The following is a 16,247-nucleotide window of genomic DNA, read 5'->3' as shown; positions in this document are numbered from 1 at the left end:
GTCTTCAGTGCCGGCCCCAGTGAACTTGTGCTCTTTGAGTACAGGGTGATGGGTGGCTGGTCGTTGTTTGAGAACTACACAGTGGACGCGAGCATCTGTGGCCAAGTTTTTAAGGGCGCACGGTGGATGCCTTGGCACCAGGAACCGATGAAGGACGTGAGAGGCCGCGATAGGCCCCGGGGAGCTGCCAACTGAGCTTTGATCCGGGGGTGTCCGAATGGGGAAACCCGGCAGTCGTCATGGGCTGTCACCCATGCCTGAACACATAGGGCATGTGGAGGGAACGAGGGGAAGTGAAACATCTCAGTACCCTCAGGAAGAGAAAACAACCGTGATTCCGGGAGTAGTGGCGAGCGAAACCGGATGAGGCCAAACCGTATGCGTGTGATACCCGGCAGGGGTTGCGCATGCGGGGTTGTGGGAATGAGCTTGATCGGTCTGCCGGCCGGTCGGCGAGTCAGAAACCGTTGATGTAGTCGAAGGACATGCGAAAGGTCCGGCGTAGAGGGTAAGACCCCCGTAGACGAAACATCAGCGGCTTGCTTGCTCATCTCCCAAGTAGCACGGGGCCCGAGAAATCCCGTGTGAATCTGGCGGGACCACCCGCTAAGCCTAAATATTCCCTGGTGACCGATAGCGGATAGTACCGTGAGGGAATGGTGAAAAGTACCGCGGGAGCGGAGTGAAATAGTACCTGAAACCGTGTGCCTACAAGCCGTGGGAGCGTCGCTCATTGGGTTTACCCAATGGGTCGTGACTGCGTGCCTTTTGAAGAATGAGCCTGCGAGTTAGCGGTGTGTAGCGAGGTTAACCCGTGTGGGGAAGCCGTAGCGAAAGCGAGTCCGAATAGGGCGATTGAGTTGCACGCTCTAGACCCGAAGCGGAGTGATCTAGCCATGGGCAGGTTGAAGCGGAGGTAAGACTTCGTGGAGGACCGAACCCACCAGGGTTGAAAACCTGGGGGATGACCTGTGGTTAGGGGTGAAAGGCCAATCAAACTCCGTGATAGCTGGTTCTCCCCGAAATGCATTTAGGTGCAGCGTCGTGTGTTTCTTGCCGGAGGTAGAGCACTGGATAGGCGATGGGCCCTACCGGGTTACTGACCTTAGCCAAACTCCGAATGCCGGTAAGTGAGAGCACGGCAGTGAGACTGTGGGGGATAAGCTCCATGGTCGAGAGGGAAACAGCCCAGAGCATCGACTAAGGCCCCCAAGCGTACGCTAAGTGGGAAAGGATGTGGAGTCGCAGAGACAACCAGGAGGTTGGCTTAGAAGCAGCCACCCTTGAAAGAGTGCGTAATAGCTCACTGGTCAAGTGATTCCGCGCCGACAATGTAGCGGGGCTCAAGCGTACCGCCGAAGTCGTGTCATTGCAGCAATAGGGCCAACGCCCGCTGTGATGGGTAGGGGAGCGTCGTGTGCCGGGTGAAGCAGCAGCGGAAGCTAGTTGTGGACGGTTCACGAGTGAGAATGCAGGCATGAGTAGCGATACACACGTGAGAAACGTGTGCGCCGATTGACTAAGGGTTCCTGGGTCAAGCTGATCTGCCCAGGGTAAGTCGGGACCTAAGGCGAGGCCGACAGGCGTAGTCGATGGACAACCGGTTGATATTCCGGTACCCGCTTTGAAACGCCCAATATCGAATCAGGCGATGCTAAGTCCGTGAAGCCGTTCCGGACCCTTCGGGGAAAGGAAAGTGGTGGAGCCGACGAACCAGACTTGTAGTAGGTAAGCGATGGGGTGACGCAGGAAGGTAGTCCAGCCCGGGCGGTGGTTGTCCCGGGGTAAGGGTGTAGGCCGAGGGGTAGGCAAATCCGTCCCTCATTAAGGCTGAGACCTGATGCCGAGCCGATTGTGGTGAAGTGGATGATCCTATGCTGTCGAGAAAAGCCTCTAGCGAGTTTCATGGCGGCCCGTACCCTAAACCGACTCAGGTGGTCAGGTAGAGAATACCGAGGCGTTCGGGTGAACTATGGTTAAGGAACTCGGCAAAATGCCCCCGTAACTTCGGGAGAAGGGGGGCCATCACTGGTGATCGGATTTACTCCGTGAGCTGGGGGTGGCCGCAGAGACCAGCGAGAAGCGACTGTTTACTAAAAACACAGGTCCGTGCGAAGCCGTAAGGCGATGTATACGGACTGACGCCTGCCCGGTGCTGGAACGTTAAGGGGACCGGTTAGTGCGCTTTCGGGCGTGCGAAGCTGAGAACTTAAGCGCCAGTAAACGGCGGTGGTAACTATAACCATCCTAAGGTAGCGAAATTCCTTGTCGGGTAAGTTCCGACCTGCACGAATGGCGTAACGACTTCTCGACTGTCTCAACCATAGGCCCGGTGAAATTGCACTACGAGTAAAGATGCTCGTTTCGCGCAGCAGGACGGAAAGACCCCGGGACCTTTACTACAGTTTGATATTGGTGTTCGGTTCGGCTTGTGTAGGATAGGTGGGAGACTTTGAAGCGGCCACGCCAGTGGTTGTGGAGTCGTCGTTGAAATACCACTCTGGTCGTGCTGGATGTCTAACCTCGGTCCGTGATCCGGATCAGGGACAGTGTCTGATGGGTAGTTTAACTGGGGCGGTTGCCTCCCAAAGGGTAACGGAGGCGCCCAAAGGTTCCCTCAGCCTGGTTGGCAATCAGGTGTTGAGTGTAAGTGCACAAGGGAGCTTGACTGTGAGACCGACGGGTCGAGCAGGGACGAAAGTCGGGACTAGTGATCCGGCGGTGGCTTGTGGAAGCGCCGTCGCTCAACGGATAAAAGGTACCCCGGGGATAACAGGCTGATCTTCCCCAAGAGTCCATATCGACGGGATGGTTTGGCACCTCGATGTCGGCTCGTCGCATCCTGGGGCTGGAGTCGGTCCCAAGGGTTGGGCTGTTCGCCCATTAAAGCGGTACGCGAGCTGGGTTTAGAACGTCGTGAGACAGTTCGGTCCCTATCCGCTGTGCGCGTAGGAATATTGAGAAGGGCTGTCCCTAGTACGAGAGGACCGGGACGGACGAACCTCTGGTGTGCCAGTTGTCCTGCCAAGGGCATGGCTGGTTGGCTACGTTCGGGAGGGATAACCGCTGAAAGCATCTAAGCGGGAAGCCTGCTTCGAGATGAGTATTCCCACCTCCTTGAGAGGGTAAGGCTCCCAGTAGACGACTGGGTTGATAGGCCAGATGTGGAAGCCCGGTAACGGGTGAAGCTGACTGGTACTAATAGGCCGAGGGCTTGTCCTCAGTTGCTCGCGTCCACTGTGTTAGTTCTGAAATAACGAACGGCTGTGTTCATGCCAGCGTTCTAATTTCATAGTGTTTCGGTGGTCATAGCGTTAGGGAAACGCCCGGTTACATTCCGAACCCGGAAGCTAAGCCTTTCAGCGCCGATGGTACTGCAGGGGGGACCCTGTGGGAGAGTAGGACGCCGCCGAACAATCATTGCGGGAAGCCCCGCACCAGCCCTTTACGGGCTCGGTGCGGGGCTTTTCTGCGTTTACGGGCTGTTCGGGGCGCGCCGCCCGGGGTAGCGGGCCGGCTGGTCGGAGACTGGGGAGTCGCACCGATCGGGTTTCGGAGAGCTGCCCATGCTGGCTTTGCTGGTTGTGCTGTCCCTGCTGTTCGCATGGGCCCTCGCAGCGGACCGGCTGGCCCGGTGGAGCATCACCGCCCCGCTCGCCTTCGCCGTCGCCGGCATCGTCCTGACCCGCGGCTACGACCCCGCCGTCCCCCTCGACCTGGAAGCGCACAGCACGTACCGGGGGGTGGAGCTGGTCCTCGCCGTCCTGCTGTTCGTCGACGCCACCGAGGCCGAGCAGTACGAGGAGCTTGAGCAACGCTCCGTCGGGGAGGGCAGGCTGCTGTTCCTCGCGCTGCCGGTGTCGGTCGTCCTCGCGACGCTGGCGGGGGCGGCGGTGTTCCCGGGGACGAACTGGTGGCTGCTGGGGGTCACGGCGCTCGTCGTCATGCCCATGGACCTCGCACCGATCTCCATGTTCCTGCGCGACCGGCGGGTGCCGCTGCGGGTGCGGGCCGCCCTGAACATCGAGGGCGGCTTCAGCGACGGACTGATCTCGCCCCTCTTCGTGTTCTGCATCGCCAATCTGGTGCGTGCCCACTCCAGCTCCTTCGCCGACCTGGTGGTGCGCGCGGTGAAGGAGGCCGGGCTCGCGGTGGTCGTGGGCATCGTGCTCGGCTACCTGGCCTCGCAGCTGGTGCGGCGGGCGCTCGGCGCCGGATGGGCGAGCGCCGGGACACTGCGGCTGGCGAGCCTCGTGCTGCCCTTCATGGCGTACGCGACCTCCGTACTGGTCGGCGGGAACGGCTTCGTCGCCGCCTTCGTCACCGGCCTGTGCTATTCGGCCGCCGCCCACGCCGTCGGCGGGAACAACCTGGAACTCGTGCACGACATGGCGCAGCTGATGGCCTTCGCCGTGTGGTTCACCTTCGGCAAGCTCACGGCGGACGAGTTCGCGAGCGGGATCGGGTGGGGCGTGGTGCTGTACGGGCTGCTGGCGCTGACCGTGCTGCGGTTCGTGCCCGTCTACTTCGCGGTGGCCGGCAAGGGGTTCGACCGGCCCGAGCGGTGTGCGCTGGGCTGGCTCGGCTCGCGCGGGGTGACGTCCATCGTGTTCGCGGTCCTCGCCGTCACCCAGCTGCCGCCCGCGGAAGGGCGGTTCGTCGTCAACGCGATGTGCGCGACCGTGCTGCTCAGTGTGGTGCTGCACGGTGTCTCCGTCGTACCCGTCGCCCGCTGGTTCGAGCGGCGGGCGACGGCGGGCACGAAGTGAGTCAGAGGCGGCCGGCGGCCTTGAGGGCCAGGTAGGCGTCGGCCAGGGCGGGGGCCAGGGTGTCCGGGGTGGCGTCGACCACGTGGACGCCGTGGCGGGTGAGCTGGTCGGCCGTGCGGCGGCGCTGGGACTGGGACTGGGTGCCGGCGGCGGCCTCGTAGACCGCTTCCGGGGTGCCGCGGGAGGTCGTCATCTGCGTCACGTGGGGATCCGCGACCGAGGCCAGCAGGACCGTGTGGCGCTGGGTCAGGCGGGGGAGGAGCGGCAGCAGGCCCTCTTCGACGGGGGCCGCGTCCAGGCTCGTCAGGAGGACCACCAGGGAGCGGCGCGGGGCGTTGCGGAGGATGGTGGAGACCAGGGTGCGGGAGTCGGTTTCGACCAGTTCCGGCTCCAGGGGGGCCATGGCGTTCACGAAGGCGGGCAGGATGTCGGCCGCCGGGCGGCCCTGGACCTGGGCGCGCGGGCGGCGGTCGTGGGCCAGCAGGTCCACGCGGTCGCCGGCGCGGGTGGCCAGGGCGGCGAGGAGCAGGGCCGCGTCCATCGCGGAGTCCAGGCGGGGGGCGTCCGCGACGCGGCCCGCCGAGGTGCGGCCGGTGTCCAGGCAGATCAGGATGTGCCGGTCGCGTTCGGGGCGCCAGGTGCGGACGGCGACCTTGCGCTGGCGGGCCGTGGCCCGCCAGTCGATGGACCGGGTGTCGTCGCCGGGGACGTAGTCGCGGAGGCTGTCGAACTCGGTGCCCTCGCCGCGCGTGAGGACGCTCGTACGGCCGTCCAGTTCCCGCAGGCGCGCGAGGCGGGAGGGGAGGTGCTTGCGGCTGGTGAAGGGCGGCAGGACCCGGACCGTCCACGGCAGGGTGTGCGAGCCCTGGCGGGCCCACAGGCCGAGGGGACCGTACGAGCGGATCGTGACGCGGTCGGCCCGGCGGTCGCCGCGGCGGGTGGGGAGCAGGCGGGTGGTGAGGCGGCGGCGTTCGCCGGCGGGGACGTCCAACCGGTGGCGGGAGCCGGCCGTCTCCGTGCCGGGGGCCCAGCTGCTCGGGGGCCAGGCGTCGCGGATCCGGGCGCGGAGCCGGCGGCCGCTCGGGTTGGTGACGGTGAGGTGGACGTCCGCAGGTTCGCCGAGACGGACCGAGGTGTCGCCCGAACGGGTGAGGCGCAGGGTGCGGACGGGCGCGGCCAGGGCCCAGTCGACCGCGCAGGCCAGGGCCAGCGGGCCGTTGACGGCGAGCATCCCCGTCCAGCTCGGTTCGAGGATGCCGACGGGGAGGCTGCCGAGGGCCGCCAGCAGGGCGGTGCGTCCGGTGAGGGCCATTACCGCGGGACGGGGACGTGGGAGAGGATCGCGGTGATGACGGCGTCGGCCGTGACACCCTCCATCTCGGCCTCCGGGCGCAGCTGGACGCGGTGGCGCAGGGTGGGCAGGGCCAGGGCCTTGACGTCGTCGGGGGTGACGTAGTCGCGGCCGGTGAGCCAGGCCCAGGCGCGGGCGGTGGCCAGCAGGGCGGTCGCGCCGCGCGGGGAGACGCCGAGGGTGAGGGAGGGCGACTCGCGGGTGGCGCGGCAGATGTCGACGACGTAGCCGGCGATCTCGGGGGAGACGGAGACCTTGGCGACGGCCTCGCGGGCGGCGTCCAGCTGGGCCGGGCCCGCGACCGGGCGGATGCCCGCGGCGTGCAGGTCGCGGGGGTTGAAGCCGGCGGCGTGCCGGGTCAGGACGCCGATCTCGTCCGCGCGGGACGGCAGCGGCACCGTGAGCTTGAGGAGGAAGCGGTCCAGCTGGGCTTCCGGGAGGGGGTACGTGCCCTCGTACTCGAGCGGGTTCATGGTGGCGGCGACGAGGAACGGCTCGGGGAGCGGGCGCGGCGTGCCGTCGACGGTGACCTGCCGCTCCTCCATCGCCTCGAGGAGCGAGGACTGGGTCTTGGGAGGGGTCCGGTTGATCTCGTCGGCGAGGAGGAGGTTGGTGAAGACCGGGCCGTTCTGGAAGGAGAACTCGGCGGTGCGGGCGTCGTAGACGAGGGAGCCGGTGACGTCGCTGGGCATCAGGTCCGGGGTGAACTGGACGCGCTTGGTGTCGAGTTCGAGTGCGGCGGCGAGGGCCCGGACCAGGAGGGTCTTGGCGACGCCGGGGACGCCTTCGAGGAGCACGTGGCCGCGGCACAGGAGGGCGACGACGAGGCCGGTGACGGCGGAGTCCTGGCCGACCACGGCCTTGCCGATCTCGGTGCGGAGCGCTTCGAGGGAAGCGCGGGCGCTGTCCGCGGCGGCGGACTCGGTGGTCGGGTACGTCATGACGTACGGACCTCTCTTTCGAGGGCGTCGAGGTGGTCGGCGAGCGCGACGAGTGCCGCGTCGTCGGAGGGGGTGGGGCCGAAGAGGGTGTTGTTCAGGTCGTGGCCGTGGCCGTGGTCGCCGAGCCGGGTGGACACGGCGGGGACCAGGGTGACGGGGTCGTGGGCCTGTGCGGCCGGTACGCCGACCAGGGCGGCGAGGCGTTCGCGGGTGGCGGCGCGCAGCACGGTGGAGGCGCGGTCGCGGGCCCCGGCCTTGCGGTAGAGGCGGGCGCGGCCCTCGGTGGCCTCGGAGGCGCGGATGACGACGGGCAGCTTCTCCGTGACGAGGGGGCCGAGGCGGCGGGCCCGCCAGAGGGCGGCGAGGGCGGCGGCCACGAAGAGCTGGAGCAGGGCCCAGGACCAGCCGGCCGGGATCAGGTCGACGAGGCTCTTGTCCTCGTCGGACTCGGCGGCGGGGTCGCTGTCGGCGAGGGACGGCATGTACCAGACGAGGTCCGGGCGGGAGCCGAGGAGCTGGAGGGCGAGGGAGGCGTTGCCCTCGTCGGCGAGGCTCTCGTTGAGGAGGACCGTGCCGGAGCCGAGGAGGACGGTGTCGCCGCCGGTGCCGGCCGGGAGGACCAGGAGGGTGGCGTGGCCGTCGCTCGGGTAGCAGCGGGTGGCCCGGGGCAGGTCGGTGGTGTAGCGGCGGTCGTCGCCGGTGGCGGCGCGGCCGGCGGAGGTGGCGGCGGGCAGGTCGCAGGCCGGGGCGAGGGTGTCGGCGCCGGCCGCGCTCCGGGTGCGGACGCCGGGGGCCAGGTCGGTGAGGCTGTGGCTGCCGGGGGCGAGCAGGACGGTGCGGCCGCCGGAGAGGTCCATGGCCGAGCGGATCAGGCCGCGCTGGGTGGTCCCGAGGCGGTCCGGGTCGGTGATCAGGAGGGTGGTGCCGGGGCCGGCGGCGTCGGCGGCCTCGCGGGCCGTGGTGACCACGCGGGTGCGGACACCGCGGTCCGCGAGGAGCTCGGCGACGGCCCTGCTGCCGTAGGGGTCGGCGGAGCGGGGGTCGAGGATGCCGTGGCGGGTGCCGGAGCCCAGGGCGGCCACGGCGATGCCGCCCGCGGCGAGCACGGCCGCGAAGGCCAGGGCGCGGCGGGCGCGGCGGATGAGGCGGGCTCGGTCGGGGGCGGTGCCGGTGCCGGTGCCCTCGCCGGGCGGGGTGGCGGGGGCTTTGGCGGGCGGGGTGCCCGTGCCCTGGTCGGGCGGGGTGCCTGTGCCTGTGCCCTGGTCGGGCGGGGTGGGGGCGGTTCCGGTGGGGCCGGGCGCGCGCCGGGGCGTCTCCTCGGGCGCCGAACGTGGCGAGGGGTCGGAGAGTGCGGCGGCAGTGCGTTCGGCGCCCTGCGGGGAGCGCCCCGACACACGCCCGGCCCCACCGGAACCTGGGCGGTTCGAGCCGGGCCCGGGGGAGCCCGGGTGGGCCGGGGGCTCGTCGGGGAGTGCGGCGGGGGTGGGGTCGGTGCGGTGGGGGGAGCGTCCTGGCACGCGCCCCGTTTCATCGGGACCTGGGTTGTGCGGGTCGGGGCCGGTGGGGGCCGGGTCCTTGGGGGTGGTCATGCGGTGGGTCCCGTCAGGAGCGGCTTGGCGCGGTCCAGGGTGAGGTCGAGGGTGCGCAGGCGGGCGTACGTGTCGGGGTCGGCGGAGCGGCCGCCGTAGGTGACGTCGTCGAAGGTACGGGCCGCCGCGCGGAGGTCCGCGGCGTGGTCGGGGAGGGAGACGGCGGCTTCGGCCGCCGCCTCGTCGGCGGTGCGGCCGGGGCGCGGGTCGAGCAGGGTGCGCTCCTCGAGGGAGCGGACGAGGGCGCGCATGCGTTCCTGTACGGCCTCGGTCCAGCGGCCGGCGGCCGCGTGGGCCTCGGCGGCCGTGCGGTGGTCGGCGGCGCTGCGGATGCCGTCGTCGAAGAGGACGCCCGCTCCGGCGGGGATCCGGCCGGGGGCGCCGAGCCGCCACCACAGGGCGGTGGCGGCCAGGACCACCAGGAGGACGATCACGACGAGGCCGAGCGTGCCTCCCGGGGTCGCCCCGGAGGCCGCTTCGAACAGGTCGTCGATCCAGCCGAGGAACTTGCGCAGGGCCCGGTCCAGCGGCCCCGGGTCGTTCTCGTGGTACATCGGCTTGGACAGTTCGTGCTCGGCCGCCTCCCGGGCGGGCTCGCGCGGTGTCGTGACCGGTGGTGTCTCGGCGCCCGGCAGGAGCGCCGTGGCGCGGGTGATGAGGCCCCCCGTGCTCATCATGGGTGGTCAGCCTCCGGCCGTGCCGTAGTTCTCGATGCCGGCTGCCCGGGCGAGTTCCAGGTCGAGGCCCTCGCGGCGGATGCGCTGGTCCACGTAGAGGAGCACGGTGACGCCGGACAGGATCGGCATCACGATGGTCTGGGCGATGATCGAGCCGATGCCGGAGAGGATGAGCGCTCCCCAGGCGGTGGAGGCGGTGCCGTCCTCCATGCCGCTCAGGCCGCCGCCGAAGGCGGCCATGCCGACGATGGTGAGCGGCCAGACGATGATCGCCGAGACGATGCCGGTGATGATCTGGGTGAGGACGGTGATGCCGAAGATGCGCCACCAGGTGCCCTGGACCAGCTTGGAGGAGCGGCCGAGGGCCTTGAAGACGGTGCTCTTCTCCAGCATCAGCGCGGGCGAGGCCAGGCTGAACTTGATCCACAGCCAGGTGAACAGCGGGGCCGCGACGAGTCCGCCCACGAGGGCCAGGCCCGGGCTCTCGGCCAGGATGCCCGGCATGATCAGCGCGGTGACCAGCAGGACCGCGCCGATGCCGAGCAGGAACGTCAGGCCGAGGAGGCGCAGCAGCTGGGGACGGGCTTCGCGCCAGGCGGCGGAGACCGTGGAGGTGGTGCCGAGCACGGCGCGGCTGTAGATCATCGTGAGCATGGCCGTGGCGAAGATGCCGCCGAGGGCCGCGATGAAGCCGACGGCGACGAGGGCGCCCAGGGCGACGACGAGGTCGTTGACGGCCTCGTCGAGGGTCGCCCCGGCGTCGGGCGAGACGGCGAGGTCCGCCATGGCGTACTTCTGCGTGAGCACGCTGAGGACCTGCACTACGGTGGCCACGACCAGGGTGATCGGCAGGATCGAGCGCCAGTGCGAGCGCATGGTGGCGACCGCGCCGTCCAGGATCTCGCCGAGGCCGAGGGGGCGCAGCGGGATCACGCCGGGCTTGGCGGCCGGGGGCTGCCCCCACTGGCCGGGTCCGCCCGGGTAGCCGCCGTACTGGGCGTTCTGCCCGTACTGGCCCGCGTACGGTCCCCAGCCCTGGCCCTGCGGCGGCTGCTGGGGTCCGGGCGGGGGCGGGGTCTGGCCGGGGGAGGGGCTGGTCCACTGTCCGGGCGGCGGCTGCTCGGACGACCACTTCGGGTCGCCGGAAACCGGACGGTCGGCGGGCGCCCCGGGCCGCTCGTCATCGGACGGAGAGGGTCCGGGCGTAGCCCAGCCCGGCGAGTCGTTCATCGTCGCTCCTTCACGTGCACCTGCTGCGGCGGGGGGCGCTGGTCGCTGCCATCGTGCCACGTGGGGTACACGAACGGACCAGCGATCCCCCCGGATCATCGGCAGCCCGTACCTTCAATTGTCACCCGGATCCGGGGCAGACTGGTCGACCTGATCTCCACGCAGGTCCGAGGGGCGATTTCCAGCCCTTTTGGCTGTGGGACAGCTCACCGCCTGGTAACGATTAGCTAATGGGATGATGTCAACCATGAAGGGACGCGTCCTTGTCGTCGACGACGACACCGCGCTGGCCGAGATGCTCGGCATTGTGCTGCGTGGAGAAGGTTTTGAGCCGTCGTTCGTAGCGGACGGTGACAAGGCACTTGCTGCCTTCCGGGAGGCGAAGCCGGACCTGGTGCTGCTGGACCTCATGCTGCCCGGACGGGACGGCATAGAGGTCTGCAGGCTGATCCGGGCCGAGTCCGGCGTGCCGATCGTGATGCTCACCGCCAAGAGCGACACGGTCGACGTCGTGGTGGGCCTGGAGTCCGGTGCCGACGACTACATCGTGAAGCCGTTCAAGCCGAAGGAGCTGGTGGCCCGCATCCGGGCCCGCCTGCGCCGGTCGGAGGAGCCCGCTCCCGAGCAGCTGGCCATCGGTGACCTCGTCATCGACGTGGCCGGGCACTCGGTCAAGCGGGACGGCGCTTCCATCGCCCTGACCCCGCTGGAGTTCGACCTGCTGGTCGCGCTGGCGCGCAAGCCCTGGCAGGTCTTCACCCGTGAGGTGCTGCTGGAGCAGGTCTGGGGCTACCGGCACGCCGCGGACACCCGCCTGGTGAACGTGCACGTGCAGCGCCTGCGCTCCAAGGTCGAGAAGGACCCGGAGCGCCCCGAGATCGTCGTGACGGTGCGCGGTGTCGGCTACAAGGCCGGACCCAGCTGAGGTGCAGTCCGGCAGGGACCGGGCTGGCTCACACCGGTGGAGCCTGCGGGCCGGCCGGCTGCTCCAGGAGGGGGCGCCCGGCGCCTCCGTGCTGCGGCTGTGCGTACGCCTCGTACGCCGGCCGGTGCTTCCGGCTGTCCGGCTGTGGCGGCGCAACATGCAGCTGCGGGTGGTCGCCGCCACCCTGCTGATGTCGCTCGCCGTGGTCCTCGCGCTCGGCTTCGTCGTGATCGCGCAGGTCAGCAAGGGCCTCCTGGACGCCAAGGAGGAGGCGGCGCAGAGCCAGGCCGCGGGCGGGTTCGCCGTCGCACAGGAGAAGGCCAACACCCCCGCGACCGTGGACGGGCCCGACGCCGCGGACAACAAGGTGGGGCTGGACGCCAGTACCTGGATGAACTCGCTGGTCAAGCAGCTGGCCAGTGGCGGCCAGACCGCCTTCGAGGTGGTCGCGCTCGGCGCCGGCACCGGCGAGCAGGTCCTGCCGGGCACCCAGGGGGTCAAGGGCGCCCGTGCCTCGGGCAACGTGGACCCGACCGCCAGCGTGCCCGTCAAGCTGCGCCGGGCCGTCAACCACTCCGCCGGCACGTTCAAGACCTTCTCCGAGATCCGGTACACCGCCGGGGCCGGGGAAAAGGCCCCCGAGCCCGCGCTGGTCGTCGGCAAGCGGCTCACCGACATCAACGGGGACCCGTACGACCTGTACTACCTCTTCCCGCTCAGCCAGGAGGAGGAGTCCCTCAACCTGGTCAAGAGCACCATCGCCACCGCCGGCCTGTTCGTCGTCGTGCTGCTCAGCGCCATCGCCTGGCTCGTGGTGCGGCAGATCGTCACGCCCGTCCGGATGGCCGCCGGGATCGCCGAGCGGCTGTCGGCCGGGCGGCTGCAGGAGCGGATGAAGGTGACCGGCGAGGACGACATCGCGCGGCTGGGCGAGGCCTTCAACAAGATGGCCCAGAACCTCCAGAACAAGATCCAGCAGCTGGAGGACCTGTCGCGGATGCAGCGCCGGTTCGTCTCGGACGTCTCGCACGAGCTGCGCACCCCGCTGACGACGGTACGGATGGCCGCGGACGTCATCCACGACGCGCGGGTCGACTTCGACCCGGTCACGGCGCGCTCCGCGGAACTGCTCGCCGGGCAGCTCGACCGGTTCGAGTCGCTGCTCTCGGACCTGCTGGAGATCAGCCGGTTCGACGCGGGCGCGGCCGCCCTGGAGGCGGAGCCCATCGACCTGCGGGACGTCGTGCGCCGCGTCATCGACGGGGCCGAGCCGCTCGCGGAGCACAAGGGCACCCGGATCCGGGTGCTCGGCGACACCCAGCCCGTCATCGCCGAGGCCGACGCCCGGCGGGTGGAGCGGGTGCTGCGCAATCTGGTCGTCAACGCCGTGGAGCACGGCGAGGGGCGCGACGTGGTGGTCCGGCTGGCGTCCGCCGGCGGGGCCGTCGCGGTCGCGGTGCGGGACTACGGCGTCGGGCTCAAGCCCGGCGAGGCGACCCGCGTCTTCAACCGCTTCTGGCGGGCCGACCCGGCGCGGGCGCGCACGACGGGCGGTACGGGCCTGGGCCTGTCCATCGCCGTCGAGGACGCCCGGCTGCACGGCGGCTGGCTGCAGGCCTGGGGCGAGCCGGGCGGCGGCTCGCAGTTCCGCCTCACCCTGCCGCGTACCGCCGACGAGCCGCTGCGGGGCTCGCCCATCCCGCTGGAACCAGAGGATTCCCGGGCCAACCGTGCCAGGGCGGCAGCCGACGCCGCGGGCGGCGCGGTGGAGCGGCAGCAGCCCGCCGACGCGGGGGACCGGTCGACGATACCGCCGCGGCCGGCGGCCTCGGGGCAGTCCGTACCCGCCGACCCGACGGCCCTGCCGGGCAGCGGAGCCAGGGTCGTGGCCCGGCCGGCCGAGCAGGCACCACAGGAGGAACGAACCGATGCCGATGCCGACGCCGACGGACGCTGACGCAGTGCCGGGGAGGGCGCGCGCCGGAGCCCGCGGCAGGCGGCTGCGCACTCTGCGCGCGTACGCGCTCGGTGTGGCAGGGCTGCTGCTGGCCGGGTGCGCCTCGATGCCCGACCACGGCGAGATCCGCCGGGTGCAGGCCTCGCAGGGCGTCGACTCCCAGGTCCGGGTGTTCGGCGTACCGCCCGCGGACAAAGCCAGCGCGGGCGAGATCGTCGACGGTTTCCTGGAGGCGATGACCAGCGACGATCCGCAGCTGGAGACCGCCCGCAAGTACCTCACGGAGGACGCCGCGAAGCGCTGGCGGCCCGGCACCGCCGTCACCGTGCTCTCGGCCGGCCTCGACCGGTTCCCGGTCCGCACCGAGAAGGACCCCGACGGGCCCCGCTGGAAGGTGGCCGGCAAGAAGCTCGCCACCGTGGACGAGCGCAGCGCCTACCAGCCGGAGAGCGGGGACTACACGGAAATCCTCCAGCTCGTCCAGGAGGACAAGCAGTGGCGGATCTCCAGTCCGCCGAGCAGTCTCGTGCTGAGCGAGTCGGACTTCCAGCGCATCTACATGCCGGTCAACAAGTACTACTTCGCGGGCGGCACGCTGGTCGCCGATCCCGTGTACGTGCGCCAGCGCAGCGATCCGGACTCGCGGATGGACCCCACCACGCAGACCGTGCAGTCGCTGCTGGCCGGGCCGTCCCGGTGGCTCGCGCCGGTCGTCGAGTCCAGTTTCCCCACCGGGACGGAACTGCGGCAGGGCACCAAGTCCCTTTCGTACGACGGCCAGAACACGCTGCGCGTGCCGCTGAACGACAAGACCGACAACGTCGCGTCGCCGCAGTGCCAGAAGATGGCGACGCAACTGCTGTACACGGTCAAGGAACTGACGGCCTCCCGGCTGGACCGGGTCGAACTGCTGCGCTCCGACGGGAAGTCGTCCTCGCTGTGCTCGGTGACCGAGGTGACGGCGGCCGTGATCGCCAACCGGCCCCGGACGCCCGAGTACCAGTACTACGTCGACAACCAGGACCGGCTCGTCCGGATGAAGCTCGACGTGACCGGCGAGGACCAGCAGCCCAAGTCGGAGCCGGTGCCGGGGCCGCTGTCGGCGCCCGGGGGGTTCAAGGTCGGCTCCGCCGCCGTCTCGTACGACGAGCGGCACGCGGCCGTGGTCTCGCAGGGCGGGCACGGGCTGTACGTCGTGCCGCTGTCCGGGTCCGGGGCCATGCCGCAGCCCGTGCTGCCCGCGAAGGGCGCCAAGCCGGTCACACTGACCGCGCCCAGCTGGGACGCGGCGGGCGACCTGTGGGCCGTCGACCACGATCCGCAGCACCCGGGGCTGTGGCGGGTGCCGGGCGGCACCGGAGTGCCCGAGAAGGTGCAGGTGGCGGGGCTCGACGGGCGGATCAGCTCGCTGAAGGCCTCCTCCGACGGGGCGCGCATCGCGCTGCTCGTGGAGAAGGAGGGCCGCAAGAAGCTCTGGGTGGGGCGGATCGAACGGCCCGACGCCCAGGGCGACGTATCGGCGGTGTCGGTGCGCGAGCTGCGCCCGGCGGCTCCGCAGATGGCGGACGTGACGGCGATGAGCTGGGCGCCGCGGGGCCGGCTGCTGGTGGTGGGCCGGGAGAGCGGCGGGGTCGTGCAGGCCCGCTACATGCTGGCGGACGGTTCGGTGGTCGCGGCGAGCCTGCCCGGGGCGACCGGGCTGATCGCGGTCGCGGTGCCCGCGTCGGAGGACGAGGCGAAGCCGAAGCCGGTCGTGGGGTACTCGGCGGACGACGGCATCGTCTGGCTGCCGCCGGGTGCGCAGTGGCGGACGGTGGCGCCGGGCGGCCGGGACCCGGTGTACCCGGGCTGACCTGCGCGTCCCTAGCCGTCCACAGGGGTGGCGGGTCCCGCTGGGGCACGGCACTGTGGGGGCATGCGGGGATGGTGGCAGGAGCTGGCCGGTCTGGTCCTGCCGGTGGACTGCGCGGGCTGCGGGGCCGCACGGGCGCTGCTGTGCGCCGGTTGCCGGGAGGCGCTGGGCGGGGCCGGGGCGGTGCGGGCGCGGCCGTTTCCGAGCCCCGAGGGGCTGCCGGCGGTGTTCGCGGCCGCGCCGTACGAGGGACCCGTACGCGCCGTCCTGCTGGCGCACAAGGAGCGCGGAGCGCTGCCGCTGGCCGGGGCGCTCGGTGCCGCGCTGGCGGTGTCGGTGCGGGCGGCGCTGGCGGGAACGGGCGCCGGCGGGGCGGGAGGGGAGGGGCGCGAGGTGGCGCTCGTGCCGGTCCCGTCGGCGCGGCGGCAGGTCAGGGCGCGCGGGCACGATCCCGTGCGCAGGATGGCGCTGGCCGCGGCGGGGCGGCTGCGGCGGGCCGGTGTGCCCGCGCGCGTGGCGCCCGTACTGCGGCTGCGGCGGGCGGTGGCGGACCAGGCGGGCCTGGGGGCCCGGCAGCGCCGGGAGAACCTCGCGGGGGCGCTGGAGGCGTGCCCCGGCGGGGCGCGGCTGACGGCCGGGGCACGGCTCGTCCTCGTGGACGACGTGGTCACCACCGGGGCCACGCTGGCCGAGGCGGCGCGGGCGCTGCGGGCGGGCGGCCTGGGTGCGGGGGCCGCCCCGCGGGCTGCCGTGGTGGCCGCGACGCGACAGGGGCGAAAAACCGGTGAATAGATCTGGAACTGCCGGGGAAGGTCCATCGTTGCAGGTAGTAAGAGTGGACAGCCACCGGGACGGAAGTACGTGCCGGTAGCGGGTGCCGACAACCGTCATACAGGGATATGTTCGGTGGTGAGGACTGGCGAGCCTTTGGCCCCACGCATCGCTGTCGCTCGACT

At 70.5% G+C, this 16,247-nt stretch carries 10 protein-coding genes and 2 rRNA genes; 7 read left to right on the top strand and 5 right to left on the bottom strand.

Going from position 1 to position 16,247, the window contains the following annotated elements:
- The first annotated feature begins 99 nt into the window (after window positions 1-99).
- The 3 genes from BGK67_RS14660 to BGK67_RS14650 all read left to right on the top strand — a co-directional run bounded on the left by BGK67_RS14660 (window position 100) and on the right by BGK67_RS14650 (window position 4,769).
- Window positions 100-3,222 (top strand): 23S ribosomal RNA (locus BGK67_RS14660).
- A 76-nt stretch (window positions 3,223-3,298) separates the two neighbouring features.
- Window positions 3,299-3,415, top strand: a 5S ribosomal RNA gene (gene rrf / locus BGK67_RS14655).
- Window positions 3,416-3,566: 151 nt separating this feature from the next.
- Complete coding sequence (locus BGK67_RS14650; RefSeq protein WP_069920508.1) at window positions 3,567-4,769, top strand: cation:proton antiporter domain-containing protein; 1,203 nt, start codon at window positions 3,567-3,569, stop codon at window positions 4,767-4,769.
- A 1-nt stretch (window position 4,770) separates the two neighbouring features.
- On the opposite strand, the gene BGK67_RS14645 is transcribed toward BGK67_RS14650, so the two are convergent.
- The 5 genes from BGK67_RS14645 to BGK67_RS14625 all read right to left on the bottom strand — a co-directional run bounded on the left by BGK67_RS14645 (window position 4,771) and on the right by BGK67_RS14625 (window position 10,557).
- The gene (locus BGK67_RS14645) at window positions 4,771-6,081 is read right to left on the bottom strand and encodes a DUF58 domain-containing protein (RefSeq protein ID WP_069920507.1); all 1,311 of its coding nucleotides are present in this window, start codon (window positions 6,079-6,081) and stop codon (window positions 4,771-4,773) included.
- The gene (locus tag BGK67_RS14640; RefSeq protein ID WP_069920506.1) at window positions 6,081-7,061 is read right to left on the bottom strand and encodes an AAA family ATPase; all 981 of its coding nucleotides are present in this window, start codon (window positions 7,059-7,061) and stop codon (window positions 6,081-6,083) included. Before BGK67_RS14640 ends, BGK67_RS14645 begins: the two co-directional genes overlap by 1 nt.
- Entirely contained in the window at window positions 7,058-8,203 is a 1,146-nt protein-coding gene (locus tag BGK67_RS14635) for a DUF4350 domain-containing protein (RefSeq protein WP_069923860.1), read from the bottom strand. Before BGK67_RS14635 ends, BGK67_RS14640 begins: the two co-directional genes overlap by 4 nt.
- A gap of 443 nt (window positions 8,204-8,646) precedes the next feature.
- Entirely contained in the window at window positions 8,647-9,327 is a 681-nt protein-coding gene (locus BGK67_RS14630; RefSeq protein WP_069920505.1) for a DUF4129 domain-containing protein, read from the bottom strand.
- Between the two features lie 6 nt (window positions 9,328-9,333).
- Entirely contained in the window at window positions 9,334-10,557 is a 1,224-nt protein-coding gene (locus tag BGK67_RS14625) for a hypothetical protein (RefSeq protein ID WP_069920504.1), read from the bottom strand.
- A 235-nt stretch (window positions 10,558-10,792) separates the two neighbouring features.
- Here BGK67_RS14625 and mtrA point away from each other — a divergent pair, with 235 nt between their 5' ends.
- The 4 genes from mtrA to BGK67_RS14605 all read left to right on the top strand — a co-directional run bounded on the left by mtrA (window position 10,793) and on the right by BGK67_RS14605 (window position 16,083).
- Window positions 10,793-11,482 carry a two-component system response regulator MtrA gene (gene mtrA, locus BGK67_RS14620; RefSeq protein WP_189747360.1) on the top strand — a complete coding sequence of 230 codons (690 nt, stop codon included), beginning with the start codon at window positions 10,793-10,795 and terminating at the stop codon, window positions 11,480-11,482.
- A 1-nt stretch (window position 11,483) separates the two neighbouring features.
- Window positions 11,484-13,439, top strand: coding sequence for an MtrAB system histidine kinase MtrB (mtrB, locus tag BGK67_RS14615; protein WP_279628674.1), 1,956 nt, complete (start codon window positions 11,484-11,486; stop codon window positions 13,437-13,439).
- Window positions 13,411-15,291, top strand: coding sequence for an LpqB family beta-propeller domain-containing protein (locus tag BGK67_RS14610; protein WP_244291208.1), 1,881 nt, complete (start codon window positions 13,411-13,413; stop codon window positions 15,289-15,291). Before mtrB ends, BGK67_RS14610 begins: the two co-directional genes overlap by 29 nt.
- A gap of 63 nt (window positions 15,292-15,354) precedes the next feature.
- Window positions 15,355-16,083 carry a ComF family protein gene (locus tag BGK67_RS14605; RefSeq protein ID WP_069920503.1) on the top strand — a complete coding sequence of 243 codons (729 nt, stop codon included), beginning with the start codon at window positions 15,355-15,357 and terminating at the stop codon, window positions 16,081-16,083.
- Window positions 16,084-16,247 lie beyond the last annotated feature (164 nt).

Source organism: Streptomyces subrutilus, assembly GCF_001746425.1.
GTDB classification, from domain to species: domain Bacteria; phylum Actinomycetota; class Actinomycetes; order Streptomycetales; family Streptomycetaceae; genus Streptomyces; species Streptomyces subrutilus_A.
This window is presented reverse-complemented; position numbering and strand designations above follow the sequence as displayed.